Genomic DNA, 16,671 nt, shown 5'->3' on the forward strand with positions numbered 1-16,671 from the left:
ATCGGACTTTTTTCTTAAATATATCAAGCAGATTATTGCACTAATAAATAGAAATTACTGTCACCTCGTAAAATATTAAGTGCAACTGCTGACGGTTCAGTTTCAAGCACTTTATTTAATTCACGAATGTTTTCGATCATTTGACGATTAATACCAATAATAATATCGCCCGATTTTAAACCACGTTGTGCAGCCAGCGAATTAGGTTGAATTTTTGTGATTTTAATTCCTTTAACGCCTTTAGCATCGTAGTCTTTCAATGTTGCACCATCTAATGCAGGCAACTCAGTTTTTGAGGAAAGTTGGCTACCATCATCCGCTTGTAATTTCATTTTAACGTCGTGGGATTTGCCATCACGTAAGTAAGTCAAGCTAATCTCTTTGCCTGCACCAGTGGTTGCGATTTTTGCACGAATTTCAGCGAAACTTGAGATTTTTTGACCGTTCATCGCCGTGATAATATCGCCCGCTTTAAGTCCTGCTTTTTCAGCAGCAGATTTCGGTAAAACTTCACTTACAAATGCGCCTTGTTGCGCGCTTACATTAAAGGCTTTGGCTAAATCAGCATTGAGTTCGCCCCCTTTAATACCAAGCAATCCGCGACGCACTTGACCAAATTCTAAAATTTGTTGCACTAAATTGCTTGCTTGATTACTTGGAATCGCAAAGGCAATTCCTGCATTGCCACCGCTTGGAGAAATAATTGCGGTATTAATTCCAATAAGTTCGCCATTTAGATTGACTAATGCACCACCCGAATTACCGCGGTTTACTGCTGCATCGGTTTGAATATAGTTTTCATAAGTGCCACTGTCAGAACCTGTTGAACGACCCAATGCAGAAACAATACCTGATGTCACAGTTTGACCTAAACCAAATGGATTACCGATTGCAACAGTGAAATCGCCTACGCGTAATTTGTCGGAATCAGCAAATTTGATTTCTGTTAAATTACTTGGTTTTTCAAGCTGTACTAATGCAATATCTGATTGTTCATCTTTACCCACTAATTTTGCTTTAAATTCACGCCCATCTTGTAATTGCACGGTAATTTTATCAGCTCCATCAATAACATGATTATTGGTTAAAACATAGCCTTTGCTTGCATTAATAATGACACCAGAACCTAAACCACGGAAGTTACGCTTTGACTCTCCACGTCCACCAAATTGTTCGGCAAAACGATCGCCAAAGAAGAATTTAAATTCTTCAGGAATATCGTCTAGGAAAGGAGAACGAGAATCTACTTTAGCTTTTCCTTCAACGGAAAGAGTGACAACGGCAGGTTGTACTTTTTCTAACATCGGTGCAAGACTGTTTTGTTCCGAAACAAAACTTGGCAAAGTGGCTTGAGCAACAAATGATGTGCTTAATACACTTAATCCAAGTGCAATACTATTTAATACAAAACGTGTTTTTTTCATAAATACTCCAAAATAAATTTCAGATAACGTGGTCTGTAAGACAAAAAAATAAAAAAAATGTTCAATAAGAGGAGAGCAAATTATCTTGTTTAAAAGGAAATCGGAGCAGTACAAAAACGGTCTTACAAGTAGCAAATTCTATAAATTTATGTTCTAATACGCGCAATTTTCTAGTCAATAAAAAGGTCAAAAAATGAGCTGGATTAACCGAATTTTTAGTAAAAGTCCTTCTTCTTCCACTCGAAAAGCCAATGTGCCAGAAGGCGTGTGGACAAAATGTACTGCTTGTGAACAAGTACTTTATAGTGAAGAACTCAAACGTAATCTGTATGTTTGCCCGAAATGTGGTCATCATATGCGTATTGATGCTCGTGAGCGTTTATTAAATTTATTGGACGAAGATTCAAGCCAAGAAATTGCGGCAGATTTAGAACCAAAAGATATTTTAAAATTCAAAGATTTAAAGAAATATAAAGATCGTATCAATGCGGCGCAAAAAGAAACGGGCGAGAAAGATGCGCTAATTACTATGACAGGTACACTTTATAATATGCCAATCGTTGTGGCTGCATCGAACTTTGCTTTTATGGGCGGTTCAATGGGTTCTGTAGTTGGTGCAAAATTTGTTAAAGCGGCTGAAAAAGCGATGGAAATGAATTGTCCGTTTGTATGTTTCTCTGCGAGTGGTGGTGCTCGTATGCAGGAAGCATTATTCTCTTTAATGCAAATGGCAAAAACCAGTGCCGTACTTGCTCAAATGCGTGAAAAGGGTGTGCCATTTATTTCAGTATTAACGGATCCGACTTTAGGCGGCGTATCAGCCAGTTTTGCGATGTTAGGGGATTTAAATATTGCCGAGCCAAAAGCCTTAATTGGTTTTGCAGGGCCACGCGTTATTGAACAAACTGTGCGTGAAAAATTGCCAGAAGGTTTCCAACGTAGTGAGTTTCTACTTGAGAAAGGGGCAATTGATATGATCGTGAAACGTTCAGAAATGCGTCAAACTTTAGCAAGTGTACTGAGTAAATTAACGAATCAACCTTCTCCTTTTGTAGAACCTGAACTCATTTCAGAAGATGAATAATATGCAACTTAAAGCCACTTCGCCACTCGCTGAGTGGCTTTCTTATTTAGAAAAAAGCCATTTTAAACCTATTGATCTCGGTTTAGATCGTATTCAATCCGTGGCAGAAAAATTGGATTTACTTCATCCCGCCCCTTATGTGATAACTGTGGGGGGGACGAATGGTAAAGGCACGACTTGTCGCTTGTTAGAAACGATTCTGCTTAATCACGGATTACGTGTAGGCGTGTATTCTTCGCCCCATTTATTGCGTTATAACGAGCGAGTACGCATTCAAAATCAAGATTTACCCGATGAAGCACATACCGCCTCTTTTGCTTTTATTGATGAAAACAAAACAGAATCGCTGACTTATTTTGAATTTAGCACCCTTTCTGCATTGCATTTATTTAAGCAAGCAAAATTAGATGTGGTGATTTTAGAAGTGGGTTTGGGCGGCCGTTTAGATGCGACCAATATTGTGGATAGCCATCTTGCTGTGATTACTAGCATCGATATTGATCACACCGATTTTCTTGGGGATACCAGAGAGGCCATTGCTTTTGAAAAAGCAGGAATTTTCCGCGAAAATTGCCCTGTCGTGATTGGTGAACCTAATGTGCCGCAAACAATGTTAGATCAGGCCGAAAAATTACATTGCCAAGTTGCTCGTCGTGATGTGGATTGGTTATTTGAGCAAAATGCTGAAAATTGGCAATGGCAAAATAAAAAAGTGCGGTTAGAAAATTTGCCGTTTTGTCAGATTCCATTGGCGAATGCCGCAACGGCTCTGGCTGCCGTTCAATATTTACCTTTTGATATTTCAGAACAGACTTTGCGAAAATCTTTGCAAGAGGTAGAACTGGTTGGTCGTTTTCAAGCTATAAAAACAGATAAACGTGAAAAATTAGCGGATTATCTTGGCGTACCAGTTGAAACCTTGCCAACAATTATCGTTGATGTAGGGCATAATCCTCACGCTGCAAAATATTTATCTGAAAAATTGACCGCACTTAAACGTAGCATCGAGGGTAAAATGATTGCCGTGTGTGGGATGCTCAAAGACAAAGATGCAAATGGGGTATTTGAGCATTTAACACCTATTATTGATGAATGGCATTGTGTAACTTTAGGCGGCTATCGCGGGCAGTCAGGCGATGAATTAGCAGAGAAATTGAAAAGTCATTTCCCAAATATTCAAGCTACATCAGATAATTCTGTTATGGATGGTGTGTGTACAGCACTCAAAAGTGCGGTAAAAAATGATGTGGTTTTAGTCTTTGGATCTTTCCACACCGTTGCTGAATTTTGGGCTGTGGTGGAATAAAATGTACCATCAAAGCAAAGGGCTGATATTTAAAATCAGCCCTTATTTTTTGGAATATTATTTCCAAGAATATTTCACACCCACGGTGCCTTGGTAACCTTTGTGACTATTTTTTTCTCTGTTTTATCTTTTATATCAATTGTGAGTTCAACGACAATTAAAGTAAACCCTTTAGCATAAAACAGTATTTTCCTTATCGGTTGGATTTTAACCAGTTTGTGTTTATTTAACAAGTTTAGATTAGTGTGATTTTAGAAAAATAGAAGAAATATGATTTAGAACAATATTTATAATGTGGTGCTGTTTGGCAATGGCTGAGGTTCCCCTAAAAAATAAGGCTCAACACCTAATATCAAGTCAAAAACCGCTTTTATGCGGGCAAAAACTTCTCTTATTTGTGTGGAAAAATGTAATTCTGGCTGTTTTGCCACAAAGCAAATGGCATCAATATTATGTGCTTGGGCAATTAATAGCGCGCGTTCGCAATGAAATTTTTGACTGACAATCGTAAATGTTTTCACTTGGAAAATTTTATCGGCGCGGATAACGGAATCTAGGGTGCGAAAACCTGCAAAATCACGGAACATTAAAGTTTCTGGCACGCCCATTTTGCGTAAATCGCGAAACATTGCTCTTGGTTCGTTATATTGCAAAGTTCGGTTGTCACCACTTAATAAAAGATAATTCACTTTTTGTTGTTCGATTAGGCTTTTAGCTGCCATTAAGCGACTATCGTAATAAACGTTCGGTTTTCCGCTGACGGTGTATTTTGATGTGCCAAGCACAAGGGCGCAGGGGCGAAAGGGGAGTTCATCAATATTTGTGAATATTTTATCGCGAACATAAAAACTGACGCCTCGATCCACTAGCAAGCAAAGTATAATCAATGCAAAGATTGCGTAGAGTAGTGCGCGAAAAAGTACGGTGAATTTTGGAGATAATTTTTTTACTAGCATAGCGGTAAACATAATGAAAAATCGACCGCACTTCAAGGAGAATTTGATGGATTTTGTGAATCGCATTGATGTGCGATAATTTAGCCGTTTAGACGGCTAAAATTTCTTGACAAGCTAATCGACTTACTGATAGTTTAAACGCCATTCTGATTATTACGATAGGTTTTCAATGTCTGTGCAAAATGTAGTGCTTTTTGACACACAGCCTTTAACTCTGATGCTTGGCGGCAAACTTTCCCATATTAATGTCGCGTATCAAACTTATGGCACACTCAATGCCGAAAAAAATAATGCGGTATTAATTTGCCATGCTTTGACTGGCGATGCTGAGCCTTATTTCGATGATGGTCGAGATGGCTGGTGGCAGAATTTTATGGGAGCAGGTTTAGCATTGGATACGGATCGTTATTTTTTTATTAGCTCGAACGTATTAGGTGGGTGTAAGGGAACAACTGGGCCTTCATCAATTAATCCGCAAACGGGTAAACCTTATGGCAGCCAATTTCCTAATATTGTTGTGCAAGATATTGTTAAAGTACAAAAAGCCTTGCTTGAACATCTTGGTATTAGCCATTTAAAAGCCATTATTGGTGGATCTTTTGGCGGTATGCAAGCGAATCAATGGGCGATTGATTATCCTGATTTTATGGATAATATCGTGAATCTTTGCTCATCCATTTATTTTAGTGCTGAAGCCATAGGCTTTAACCATGTTATGCGTCAAGCGGTAATTAATGATCCCAATTTTAACGGCGGCGATTATTATGAGGGGACACCGCCAGATCAAGGGTTATCTATTGCGCGTATGCTAGGTATGCTGACTTACCGCACCGATTTACAACTAGCCAAAGCCTTTGGGCGTGCTACAAAATCAGATGGCAGCTTTTGGGGCGATTACTTTCAAGTGGAATCCTATCTTTCTTACCAAGGCAAAAAATTCTTAGAACGTTTTGATGCCAATAGTTATTTGCATTTGTTACGTGCGTTGGATATGTATGATCCAAGTTTGGGGTATGAGAATGTCAAAGAGGCATTATCACGTATTAAAGCACGCTATACGTTGGTTTCTGTGACAACGGATCAACTTTTTAAACCCATTGATCTTTATAAAAGTAAACAGCTTTTAGAGCAAAGTGGAGTCGATCTACATTTTTATGAATTCCCATCAGATTACGGACACGATGCGTTTTTAGTGGATTATGATCAGTTTGAAAAACGAATTCGAGATGGTTTGGCAGGTAATTAATTAGTCATAAAAAAGTGCGGTGAAATTTCACCGCACTTCTTCTTTTATAACCAGTTATTCTTCAGAACTGCTTTCTTCCAAAGAATCTTCTTCATCTGCATCACAAACACGTTCTAAACTTACTACGTGTTCATCATCGGCAGTACGAATTAAGCGAACACCTTGCGTGTTACGCCCTACAATGCTCACTTCGCTTACGCGTGTGCGAACAAGCGTTCCTGCATCAGTGATCAACATAATTTGGTCTGTTTCTTCTACTTGAGTTGCAGCAACGACTTTACCATTGCGTTCACTCACTTTAATCGAAATCACACCTTTTGTATTACGTGATTTAGTTGGGTATTCACTTAATTGTGTGCGTTTTCCGTAGCCGTTTTGTGTTGCTGTTAAAATTTCCCCTTCACCTTTTGGCACAACGAGAGAAACCACTTTATCGATATTTAAGTCTAATGATGCTTCAGCGTTGTCATCAGAAATATCTTCAATTTCTACCGCACTTTCATCGTCAGAAATATCGTTTGTTAAAGCCAGTTTGATACCGCGAACACCTGTTGCTAAACGCCCCATTGCACGCACGGCATTTTCAGCAAAACGCACCACGCGACCTTGCGATGAGAACAACATAATTTCGTTGCTGCCATCAGTAATATCCACGCCGATTAATTCATCTTCGTCACGTAAATTCAATGCGATGATACCGTTTGAACGTGGACGGCTAAATTCGGTTAAGGCGATTTTCTTCACAATACCGCCAGCAGTTGCCATGACTACGAATTTATCTTCTTCGTAAGCAGAAACTGGCAAGATTGCAGTAATACGTTCGTTTTCTTGTAACGGAAGAATATTCACAATTGGACGACCGCGTGCACCACGGCTTGCTTGTGGAAGTTGATATACTTTCAACCAATATAAACGACCACGGCTAGAGAAGCAGAGGATGGTATCGTGAGTATTTGCCACCAGTAATTTTTCGATGAAATCTTCTTCTTTCATCTTCGTTGCAGATTTGCCTTTACCGCCACGGCGTTGTGCTTCATAGTCAGTCAGTGGTTGGTATTTCACATAACCTTCGTGAGAAAGCGTCACAACCACGTCTTCTTGTGCGATTAAATCTTCTAAATCAATATCGCCAGAAGCAGCGGTAATTTCAGTTAAACGATCATCGCCAAATTGTGCTTTCACTTCTTCTAATTCTTCACGAATCACTTCCATTAAACGTTCTGCGCTACTTAAAATATGAAGAAGATCCGCAATTTTAACTAATAATTCTTCATATTCTTTTATAACTTCTTCAAACGCAATGCCCGTTAAACGGTGTAAGCGAAGTTCTAGAATTGCGTTTACTTGCGCTGGCGATAAGTAATACTGTTCACCTTGAATACCAAGATTTTCTTCTAACTCATCAGGACGAGCGGAAACATCAAGAAGATTAATAATATCGCTATGTAATGTCCAAGAACGTGAACTGATTGCTGTTGCGGCCTCTTCACGGTTTTTAGAGTTGCGAATAATTGCAATCATTTCATCGATATTAGAACGAGCAACCGCTAAACCTTCCAAAATGTGCGTACGTTCACGTGCTTTGCGAAGCTCAAAGATAGAACGACGTGTCACCACTTCACGGCGGTGTAAAACGAAGGATTCAATGATTTCTTTAAGATTAAATAAACGTGGCTGACCGTGATCCAATGCCACCATATTGATACCAAAGGTCACTTGCATTTGAGTGAGTGAGTAAAGATGGTTTAATACCACTTCCCCCACTGCATCACGTTTAATATCAATTTCAATACGGATCCCTTCTTTGTTTGAAAGGTCAGTAATATTGCTGATGCCTTCGATTTTTTTCTCGCGAATTAATTCGGCAATTTTCTCGACTAATTTTGCTTTATTTACTTGGTATGGCAATTCAGACACGATAATTTGCTCGCGTCCTTTTTCGTTGGTTTCTACGGTTGCACGAGCACGAACATAAACTTTACCACGACCAGTGCGATAGGCTTCTTCAATCCCTTTACGACCATTAATTAATGCAGCGGTTGGAAAGTCTGGGCCCGGAATATGTTGCATTAATTCATCAATGGTAATTTCATTGTTGTCAATATAAGCCAAACAACCATTTAATACTTCGTTTAAGTTGTGAGGGGGAATGTTAGTTGCCATCCCCACCGCAATACCAGAAGAACCATTTGCTAAAAGTGCTGGAATACGAGTTGGCAATACATCTGGGATCATTAATTCGCCATCATAGTTTGGCGAGAAATTGACGGTTTCTTTATCCAAATCAGTGAGCAATGCTTGCGTAATTTTTTGCATACGCACTTCGGTATAACGCATTGCAGCTGGCGCATCACCATCAATTGAACCAAAGTTACCTTGCCCATCAACCAACATATAGCGAAGTGAGAATGGTTGTGCCATACGAACGATGGTATCGTACACGGCTGAGTCACCATGCGGGTGATATTTACCGATTACATCACCCACAACACGCGCTGATTTTACGTATTTTTTATTGGCGGTATTGCCTTCGCGATCCATTGAGAACAGTACGCGGCGGTGAACTGGTTTTAAACCATCTCGAACGTCAGGTAATGCACGCCCAACGATAACCGACATCGCGTAGTCAAGGTAGGAAGATTTAAGTTCTTCTTCGATATTGACAGGGGTGATAGATGATTGGATTGAATCCGTCATTGGTATTCCTTTTTTGATCAAAAATTGTGGCGGATTATAGCATAAAATTGTGGATATGTGGTTTTTGATATCAGGATTTCGCCTGATGGCGACTTACTTTTTCTTTGCTTTGCCAAAGAAAAAGTAGGCAAAAAGAAAGGCAACCCTGCTTTTCCTTATTCCCTTTGTTCCATTGAATTTGTTTCACGGAAATTTTCTAAACTCGCTGCGCTCAAACAGACGAAAATTTCCTACAAATTCAATTCCACAAAGGTGGAAAAGAAGGGAACCCAATTTGTTCTTTATCCGATTTAAAGTGCGGTCAAAACTCAAAATATTTTTTGTTCTTAAAATGAATTTAAAATTAACCGCACTTTTTAAATAATGCTCTGATAAATTCGGGGCCCCATATAAATCGCCTTTGCGACTTTCAATTTTCAGGCAATTTTCGTCTGTTTGAGCCGCTTGCGGCGAGTTTAGAAAATTTCCGTTAAGCAAATTGTATGAAACAAAGGAAATAAGGAAAAGCAGGGGCGCTTTTCTTTTGCCTACTTTTCTTTGGCGAAGCAAAGAAAAGTAGGTCGTACTTTCAAGAATTGAAAGTACGAAATAAGCCTAATTTATTTTTGATGTGCTCGCTTTGCTTTCTGCAACTTCCCATAAGCCCCCAACAACGCCTGATGTTCCTTAAAGTTTTCCAAATTTTCATCACTTGCTGGAAGATTGTAGAACGGATTGCCACCTTCAGAGACAGCTGCCCAAGCTTGTTTAACTGCATCTTTACCATACATTTTCTCAAACACTGCACGATATTGCGCTGGTTCACGATTTTGATCTAAATGTAATTCAATGATGGAAATTAATGCGCGGTAATAATTCACAGGTTCTGTGGTAAATACGGAACTGTTCATATTCAGCGTCCAGTTTGCCCAATCTAATGCCTGTTCTAATTCGCCTAATGCAAGGTGGAGCATAGATTTTAATTCACCGACGCGTAAAGTTGTCCAGCCGCTATTTTTAGGTGCAACGATGCCGATAAATTCACGCACGCGAGTCGCATCGTCAATATCTTGTCCGTCTAATTCATCTAATAATTCTTGATAGGTTTCTGCATCGTGATGCCAGTTTGGTAAATCCAGTAAAATTTCGCGCCAATCCATTCCCATATTGTTATTGGCGTAAATTAAATCGTCTGCAGGATAAATATCAGACATACCTGGCACAATAATACGGCACGCATAGACATCCAAATGGTTGTAATCCATTACGTAAACTTCTTTTTCATCGGCACGGAAAATCGCCATTAAATTATTGTATTCTTCTTGCGTGGTACCACTGAAATCCCAATCAGCAAATTCATAATCAGGCGTTTTTTTGAGTAAATCCCAAGAAATTAAACCGCTTGAGTCAATAAAGTGGGTTTCTAAATTAGCGTGTTCAGCCACATCATCGTTATTGAAAGAGGGCGGAGAGAAAACATCCAAATCTTTCAAGCTACGACCCTGTAAAAGCTCCGTCACAGTACGTTCTAATGCCACTTGGAAATTTGGATGCGCACCAAAAGAGGCAAAGCAAGTACCGTTATTCGGATTGAGTAGCACAACGCAAATAACAGGGTATTTTCCGCCAAGTGAAGCATCAAATGCATAAATTAGGAAACCTTCTTCCTCTAATTTTGCAATGGAAGCCTGAATAGATGGATAGCGATCCATCACAGATTTTGGAATTTCTGGCAGACTAATTGCTTCAGCGATAATTTTGTTTTTCACATAACGCTCAAATACCTCTGACAAGCCTTGCACGCGTGCTTCAAATTTCGTATTGCCTGCAGACATGCCATTTGAGACATAAAGGTTGGCAATAATACTTTGTGGAATGTAAACGGTTTGTTCGTCCGATTGACGAACATAAGGCATCGCCACGATCCCACGATCATAATTGCCAGACTGTAAATCTATTAATAATTCAGGCGTAAGCTCGGCATTGGGATCAAAATAATCCAATAAATAATCATCTAAAATGCCATTAGGCAGTAAAGCATCGTCTTCAATTGGGAACCATTTTTCATTGGGATAATGTACGAAATCGCCGTTTGCAATTTCTTGTCCTAAATAGAAATCGGCAAAGAAATAATTAGTAGAAAGACGCTCAAAATATTCGCCAAGGGCAGAGGCTAACGCCGCTTTTTTACTTGCCCCTTTACCATTAGAAAAACACTGCGGACAGTCTTTATCGCGAATATGCACAGACCACACATTTGGCACAGGATTCAACCAAGATGCCTCTTCAATATTAAAACCAAGTGCGGTCAATTTTTGCTGAAATTTTGCAATACTATCTTCTAATGCAGCATCTTTGCCGAGAATAAAGGTTTGTTCTGTCATTTTTGTTCCTAAATAAGAAAAAAGTGCGGTGAATAATAGGGGAGTTTTAATAGCGGGGCAAGATTTTTTCGGCAAAAATAAATCCCGAAAAACTTCGGGGTTTTCTACCGCACTTTTAACGTATATTTGATTGGCGTTAAAGTAAAGTTGGATTGAACCGCACTTTTAAGGCAATTGTAATTGCGGCGAAAATTTTTTCATCGTTGAGAGGAAAGTTTTCGCATAAAGTGCGGTGGGAATCAGTTATGTTTATTTGAGCTTGCGATAATTCATTTAATAAAATCGGGAGAGAAAGATTAAGTTGCTCGGCGATTTGTTGAATAGAGAAATGTTCGAAAGTCATCATCAAGCGATCTAAATTGCAGTAAGAAGGCATGCGATTATTTGTGATGAGATCGGCAAATTGAGTGTTGATTTTTACCCATTTCTTCTTACGGCTATAAAAATGCAGTAACAAACCAAATACGGTAAATCCAGCAAAGAAAAGATGAATGTCTAAGGCTTGACTAAAAGGAAATCCTAGCCACATTGAAATGCCACTTGCAACAACGAAAAGCAAACTTAAGGCTAGTCCCCACACTAAGAAAAATTTATAAATTACTTCAAATTTCATTGAATTATCCTTTTCTACGAAATAAATCTGTATAAGGAAATATATAACGTTAAATATTATAGAAACATTTTGCCTGTTTTTGCTACGTTATATTTGAATTAATATATCGATGCTGTAGAATTTGTTGTAATGTCTCGTTTTTAAAAAAGTTAAAATGAAAAAACGCTTACCATTTTAACCGCACTTCGTCCAAACTTTTACATCAACATTTGAATAATTACATTGAAAAATCACTATGACTATTTACGACATCAATTTTGCTGAACTGTATCAACAACACTTAATCGCTTGTCATCATTACAACTTACCTCCGACAAAATGGGATAAAAAAGCCGTGAAAATGGCAGAAAATTTGGTCGGTAAGCCTTCAGCATATAATCAGCAATTATTGCAAGCAATGAATGTGCAAACCGATGAAACAGTGTTGGATATTGGCTGTGGGCCTGGTACTTTTGCTGTACCGCTCGCACAACAAGGTTCAACGGTATATGCCTTAGATTATAGTAATGGAATGTTAGATTGCTTGGCGCAGTTCAAACAGAAATTGGGGTTGCATAATCTCACAACATTTCATAAATCTTGGACGGATAATTGGGATGATGTGCCACAAGCTGATGTAGTGTTGGCATCTCATTCAACGTTGGTGGACGATTTGGACGATATGATCGAAAAACTCTGTGCCAAAGCGAAAAAACGTGTGTTTTTGACTTCTGTCACACAACGCCATTTCTTAGATGAGGGCGTATTTGAGGCAATTGGCCGTGAAGATATTGGTTTCCCCACTTATATTTATTTACTCAATCGGTTGTATCAAAAAGGCATTCAGGCAAATTTGAATTTTATTGAAACGGAATCGGGTTGTTTTCAAGGTGAAATCTACGAGGATTTATTAGCCTCGGTGGAATTTTCTTTAGGCGAACTGTCCGAAAAAGAAAAACAAGGTTTGAAAGCCTTTTACGATCGTAAACAAGCCAATAACGAACTAATTTTTCATGGACAGAAAAAATGGGCGTTGATTTGGTGGAATGTGGATCGCATCTAATGTTTCAAGTGGAATCAATTTATTTTTCTATCACTAATTAAAAGGACGATTATGTTATTTGCTTTACCTGCGCTGAATGATAACTACATTTGGCTTTATCAACGAGAAAATCTGCCGCTTATTATTGTCGATTTGCCTGAAACGGACAAGCTGTTTGCATGGCTAGATAAGCAAAACGCAACGATTGAAGCGGTGTTGCTTACTCACGAACATGAGGATCATACACAAGGTGTGTCGGCATTTAAAAAACGTTATCCAACAGTGCCGATTTATGGGCCGCAAGAATGTGAGAAAAAAGGTGCGACTCAAGTTGTGAACGAAGGGAAGATCCTTACCGCACATTATCAAATTGATGTCATTCCGACGGGGGGACACACTAAACAGCACGTTAGTTTTTTAGTGGATAATCATTTATTTTGCGGTGATGCGTTATTTTCTGCAGGTTGCGGACGTGTTTTTACAGGCAATTATGCGCAGATGTTTGATGGTTTGCAGCGTTTGAATACATTGCCTGACGAGACGATTGTTTGCCCAGCTCATGAATATACCTTGGGGAATTTAGCATTTGCGGAAACTGTGCTGGTGGAAAAAAGTGCGGTAGAAAAACAACGTATTTTTGTTGAAACACAACGGGCTGAAAATAAACCAAGTTTGCCGACAACCTTAAAACTTGAGCGAGAAATTAATCCGTTTTTACAAGCAAAAACACTTGAAGAATTTACCGCACTTCGCAAAGCTAAAGATATTTTCTAATATTGGGTGAGGACAAAGTGCGGTGATTTTTTAAATTAGCAGATTATTTCTTTCTCGCTAACATGGTGGCAAATTTCATTTTAATGCGATTGCCGTTTTCATCGGTTTTGTGTAATTCGCCCATATTTTCGTTATATTCTAAGAATTCCCAATCTTTGTAATATTCTTTCAATTCGTTTTCAGCAAAAGTGAATGAGAATGGAAGTGGGCAAGGCACATCATCTGTGGACATTGCGGCAACGATTAAATTATATCCGCCAACATTGGTATGTTCTTGCATATTTTTGATGATTGACGGCACACGTTCACGATTTAAGAACATAAACACCACCGTTGAAACAATAAAATCATAGTTTTCTTGAATGTTGGCGGCGTTAATGTCGTAAAGTGCGGTAGAAATATTAAGGTTTTCTTTCTCTTTGGTTTCATTTAAAAAGGCAATGCTGTTTTCATTGTGATCCCAAGAGGTTACATCATAGCCTAATAAACTTAAATAAAGTGAATTACGCCCTTGTCCGCAACCTAAATCTAATACTTTACAAGGCGAGATAATTTTTGCTGCATCCACCACATCGCCGTGAATGGCAGTCATGTTGTATTTTTTACTGAAATAATCTTCTTTTTTGCAATAGAAACCTAGGGTACATTCTAGGTCATCAGAAAGAGCTTCAACACGATGCCATGCTTGAGGTTCAACAAAAGGAATGTGGCTTTCTGGGGTAAAAATATGCTCGGCAATAACATCGCCATTTTCTGTTAGCTCATAAAATTTAAGCTTACCTTTTAATACGGTTAATTTTCCCCAAGTGCCGACTTTTGTGTTGTGCTTTTCTTGGAACATTTGTGGCAATTTGTCTTTTGTCCACACTGGCATTTGTTTATAGCAGATTAATTCGTTTTTCATAATATTCTCCAAACAGATAAATAGTTGAGTGTTATGGTAGGTTATAAGTCATCTATTTTCAACAAGAAAATAAAAGGGCAACGTAATGTTGCCCTAATTAATTGAATTGATTATTTTACTTGCATACCTGCGGTGACACCATTATCGGCAGATAACAAGAATAAATCACTACCGCCTGTTCCTGCGGATAGAATCATTCCCTCAGACACGCCGAATTTCATTTTACGTGGTGCAAGGTTTGCCACCATAATCACAAAACGACCTTCTAATTCTTCAGGTTTATTGTAAGCCGCTTTAATGCCAGAGAAGACTTGACGAGTATGATCGCCAAGATCCAATTCAAAACGTAAAAGTTTATTAGATTCTGGCACTGCTTCGCATTTCAGTACTTTTGCTACACGCATATCAAGTTTAGCGAGATCATCAATCGTGATGGTTTCAGCAATAGGTTTAACGGCAGAAAGTGCGGTTGGTTTTGCTTCTGTTTTTTCTGCTGCTTTATTGGCTGCGGCAAATAAGGCTTTAGTTTCTTCCACTACGGCATCAATTTGTTTTTTCTCTAAACGAGAGAATAAGGCTTTAAACGGTGCAAGGGTATGACCAAGTAATGGTTGATGAATATTATCCCAACGTAATTCAGCTTGTAAGAAGGCTTCTGCACGTTCTGCCAGTTTTGGAAGAACAGGTTTTAAGTAAGACATCAATACGCGGAAAAGCTCAATACCCATTGAACATACGGCTTGCAATTCTGCCTCTTTGCCTTCTTCTTTTGCAATCACCCAAGGGGCTTTTTCATCAATGTATTTATTGGCTTTATCCGTTAATGCCATAATTTCACGAATGGCTTTATTGTATTCACGGCTTTCGTAATAAGCAGCGATTTGCTCGGCTTGAGCGGTAAATTCTGCAAATAATGCTTCGTCTTCCAGTTTATCCGAAAGTTTGCCTTCAAAGCGTTTCGCAATAAAACCTGCATTGCGTGAAGCTAAATTCACTAATTTGTTTACGATATCTGTATTTACACGTTGTACGAAATCTTCAAGGTTAAAGTCTAAATCTTCAATGCGATCATTTAATTTTGCTGCATAGTAATAACGCAAACATTCAGGATCGATATGATTCAAATAAGTGCTGGCTTGAATGAATGTGCCGCGAGATTTTGACATCTTCGCCCCATCCACCGTTACATAGCCATGAGCGAACACATTAGTCGGTTTACGATAGCCGCTGCCTTCAAGCATTGCAGGCCAGAATAGACTGTGGAAATAAACGATATCTTTACCGATGAAATGATAAAGCTCCGCATCACTGCCTTCAGCCCAAAATTCGTTGAAATCAATGCCTTCACGCTCACATAGATTTTTGAATGAAGCCATATAGCCGATTGGCGCATCTAACCAAACATAGAAGAATTTATCTTTTGCGCCGGGAATTTCAAAACCGAAATAAGGTGCATCACGTGAAATATCCCATTGTTGTAAACCGCTCTCAAACCATTCTTGCATTTTGTTCGCAATTTCAGATTGAAGTGAGCCAGAACGAGTCCATTCTTTTAACATCCCTTCAAATGCAGGCAAGTCAAAGAAAAAGTGTTCAGATTCTTTTACGATAGGTGTTGTGCCAGAAACAGCTGAACGAGGATTAATTAAATCCATTGGGCTGTAAGTAGAAGCACAAACTTCGCAGTTATCGCCATATTGATCTTCTGCTTTACATTTCGGGCAAGTGCCTTTCACAAAACGATCGGGCAAGAACATATTTTTTTCAGGGTCGAATAACTGAGAAATAACTTTACTCTTAATAAAGCCATTGGCTTTGAGTTTATTGTAAATTTCTGCAGTGAGCTGTTTGTTTTCTTCGCTGTGAGTGGAATGATAGTTATCAAAACTAATATTGAAACCTGCAAAATCACGAATGTGATCGGCTTTTGCTTTAGCAATTAATTCTTCAGGTGTAATGCCAAGTTTATCAGCATTCAACATAATCGGCGTGCCGTGCGCATCGTCCGCACAGACAAAATGGATTTTATTGCCACGCATACGTTGAAAACGCACCCAAATATCCGCTTGGATATGTTCTAACATATGGCCTAAATGAATTGCCCCATTGGCATAAGGCAAGGCGCAAGTGACTAAAATTTTACGGGGTTGAGTTGTCATTTATTATTCTCTTTTTTAGCATACAAAAATTGTGCTTATCTTACTTTAAATAGGGGATTTTTTCTAGTTTGAAAAACTTTAACTTAACATACCGCACTTTCCGTGATTAAATATGTCCGACAAA

General features: G+C 38.8%; 12 protein-coding genes. 5 read left to right on the forward strand and 7 right to left on the reverse strand.

Annotated elements, in window-relative coordinates; all coding sequences use genetic code 11:
• Positions 1–32 precede the first annotated feature (32 nt).
• Positions 33–1,424 carry a DegQ family serine endoprotease gene (locus AT683_RS06440; protein ID WP_011272698.1) on the reverse strand — a complete coding sequence of 464 codons (1,392 nt, stop codon included), beginning with the start codon at positions 1,422–1,424 and terminating at the stop codon, positions 33–35.
• Between the two features lie 193 nt (positions 1,425–1,617).
• Here AT683_RS06440 and accD point away from each other — a divergent pair, with 193 nt between their 5' ends.
• A complete protein-coding gene (gene accD, locus AT683_RS06445) occupies positions 1,618–2,508 on the forward strand; it encodes an acetyl-CoA carboxylase, carboxyltransferase subunit beta (RefSeq protein WP_005694317.1) in 891 nt (296 codons plus the stop codon).
• A 1-nt stretch (position 2,509) separates the two neighbouring features.
• Complete coding sequence (gene folC, locus AT683_RS06450) at positions 2,510–3,814, forward strand: bifunctional tetrahydrofolate synthase/dihydrofolate synthase (RefSeq protein ID WP_038441072.1); 1,305 nt, start codon at positions 2,510–2,512, stop codon at positions 3,812–3,814.
• Between the two features lie 287 nt (positions 3,815–4,101).
• Here folC and AT683_RS06455 read toward each other — a convergent pair whose 3' ends face one another.
• A complete protein-coding gene (locus AT683_RS06455; RefSeq protein ID WP_005689857.1) occupies positions 4,102–4,782 on the reverse strand; it encodes a SanA/YdcF family protein in 681 nt (226 codons plus the stop codon).
• A gap of 157 nt (positions 4,783–4,939) precedes the next feature.
• On the opposite strand from AT683_RS06455, the gene metX reads away from it, so the two are divergent.
• Positions 4,940–6,016 (forward strand): homoserine O-acetyltransferase MetX, encoded by a 1,077-nt coding sequence (gene metX, locus AT683_RS06460; RefSeq protein ID WP_005689855.1) that lies wholly within the window; start codon positions 4,940–4,942, stop codon positions 6,014–6,016.
• A 54-nt stretch (positions 6,017–6,070) separates the two neighbouring features.
• On the opposite strand, the gene gyrA is transcribed toward metX, so the two are convergent.
• From gyrA to AT683_RS06480, 3 genes are all read right to left on the reverse strand, one after another.
• On the reverse strand, positions 6,071–8,713 hold the full coding sequence (gene gyrA / locus AT683_RS06465) for a DNA topoisomerase (ATP-hydrolyzing) subunit A (RefSeq protein ID WP_005689853.1): 2,643 nt from the start codon (positions 8,711–8,713) through the stop codon (positions 6,071–6,073).
• 599 nt (positions 8,714–9,312) lie between these two features.
• Entirely contained in the window at positions 9,313–11,076 is a 1,764-nt protein-coding gene (gene ycaO / locus AT683_RS06475; protein WP_005687300.1) for a 30S ribosomal protein S12 methylthiotransferase accessory factor YcaO, read from the reverse strand.
• 136 nt (positions 11,077–11,212) lie between these two features.
• Complete coding sequence (locus tag AT683_RS06480; protein WP_005687298.1) at positions 11,213–11,689, reverse strand: hypothetical protein; 477 nt, start codon at positions 11,687–11,689, stop codon at positions 11,213–11,215.
• Positions 11,690–11,924: 235 nt separating this feature from the next.
• Here AT683_RS06480 and AT683_RS06485 point away from each other — a divergent pair, with 235 nt between their 5' ends.
• Entirely contained in the window at positions 11,925–12,731 is an 807-nt protein-coding gene (locus tag AT683_RS06485; RefSeq protein ID WP_011272695.1) for a class I SAM-dependent methyltransferase, read from the forward strand.
• A 51-nt stretch (positions 12,732–12,782) separates the two neighbouring features.
• Positions 12,783–13,484: a hydroxyacylglutathione hydrolase gene (gene gloB, locus AT683_RS06490; protein WP_011272694.1), complete on the forward strand. Its 702-nt coding sequence runs from the start codon at positions 12,783–12,785 to the stop codon at positions 13,482–13,484.
• A 43-nt stretch (positions 13,485–13,527) separates the two neighbouring features.
• Here the strand turns inward: gloB and tehB are convergent, their stop codons facing one another.
• Both tehB and metG read right to left on the reverse strand, forming a co-directional pair.
• The gene (tehB, locus tag AT683_RS06495) at positions 13,528–14,388 is read right to left on the reverse strand and encodes an SAM-dependent methyltransferase TehB (protein ID WP_011272693.1); all 861 of its coding nucleotides are present in this window, start codon (positions 14,386–14,388) and stop codon (positions 13,528–13,530) included.
• Between the two features lie 110 nt (positions 14,389–14,498).
• Positions 14,499–16,547: a methionine--tRNA ligase gene (metG, locus tag AT683_RS06500; RefSeq protein ID WP_038441076.1), complete on the reverse strand. Its 2,049-nt coding sequence runs from the start codon at positions 16,545–16,547 to the stop codon at positions 14,499–14,501.
• Positions 16,548–16,671: the final 124 nt, after the last annotated feature.

This window comes from Haemophilus influenzae, from assembly GCF_001457655.1.
Classification (GTDB): Bacteria; Pseudomonadota; Gammaproteobacteria; order Enterobacterales; family Pasteurellaceae; genus Haemophilus; species Haemophilus influenzae.

Excerpts from the sequence above, each read along its gene's own strand:
- metX (WP_005689855.1), top strand. The coding sequence starts at position 4,940 with ATGTCTGTGCAAAATGTAGTGCTTTTTGACACACAGCCTTTAACTCTG.
- accD (WP_005694317.1), top strand. The coding sequence starts at position 1,618 with ATGAGCTGGATTAACCGAATTTTTAGTAAAAGTCCTTCTTCTTCCACT.
- AT683_RS06485 (WP_011272695.1), top strand. The coding sequence starts at position 11,925 with ATGACTATTTACGACATCAATTTTGCTGAACTGTATCAACAACACTTA.
- tehB (WP_011272693.1), bottom strand. The coding sequence starts at position 14,388 with ATGAAAAACGAATTAATCTGCTATAAACAAATGCCAGTGTGGACAAAA.
- AT683_RS06480 (WP_005687298.1), bottom strand. The coding sequence starts at position 11,689 with ATGAAATTTGAAGTAATTTATAAATTTTTCTTAGTGTGGGGACTAGCC.
- gyrA (WP_005689853.1), bottom strand. The coding sequence starts at position 8,713 with ATGACGGATTCAATCCAATCATCTATCACCCCTGTCAATATCGAAGAA.
- ycaO (WP_005687300.1), bottom strand. The coding sequence starts at position 11,076 with ATGACAGAACAAACCTTTATTCTCGGCAAAGATGCTGCATTAGAAGAT.
- folC (WP_038441072.1), top strand. The coding sequence starts at position 2,510 with ATGCAACTTAAAGCCACTTCGCCACTCGCTGAGTGGCTTTCTTATTTA.
- metG (WP_038441076.1), bottom strand. The coding sequence starts at position 16,547 with ATGACAACTCAACCCCGTAAAATTTTAGTCACTTGCGCCTTGCCTTAT.
- gloB (WP_011272694.1), top strand. The coding sequence starts at position 12,783 with ATGTTATTTGCTTTACCTGCGCTGAATGATAACTACATTTGGCTTTAT.
- AT683_RS06440 (WP_011272698.1), bottom strand. The coding sequence starts at position 1,424 with ATGAAAAAAACACGTTTTGTATTAAATAGTATTGCACTTGGATTAAGT.
- AT683_RS06455 (WP_005689857.1), bottom strand. The coding sequence starts at position 4,782 with ATGTTTACCGCTATGCTAGTAAAAAAATTATCTCCAAAATTCACCGTA.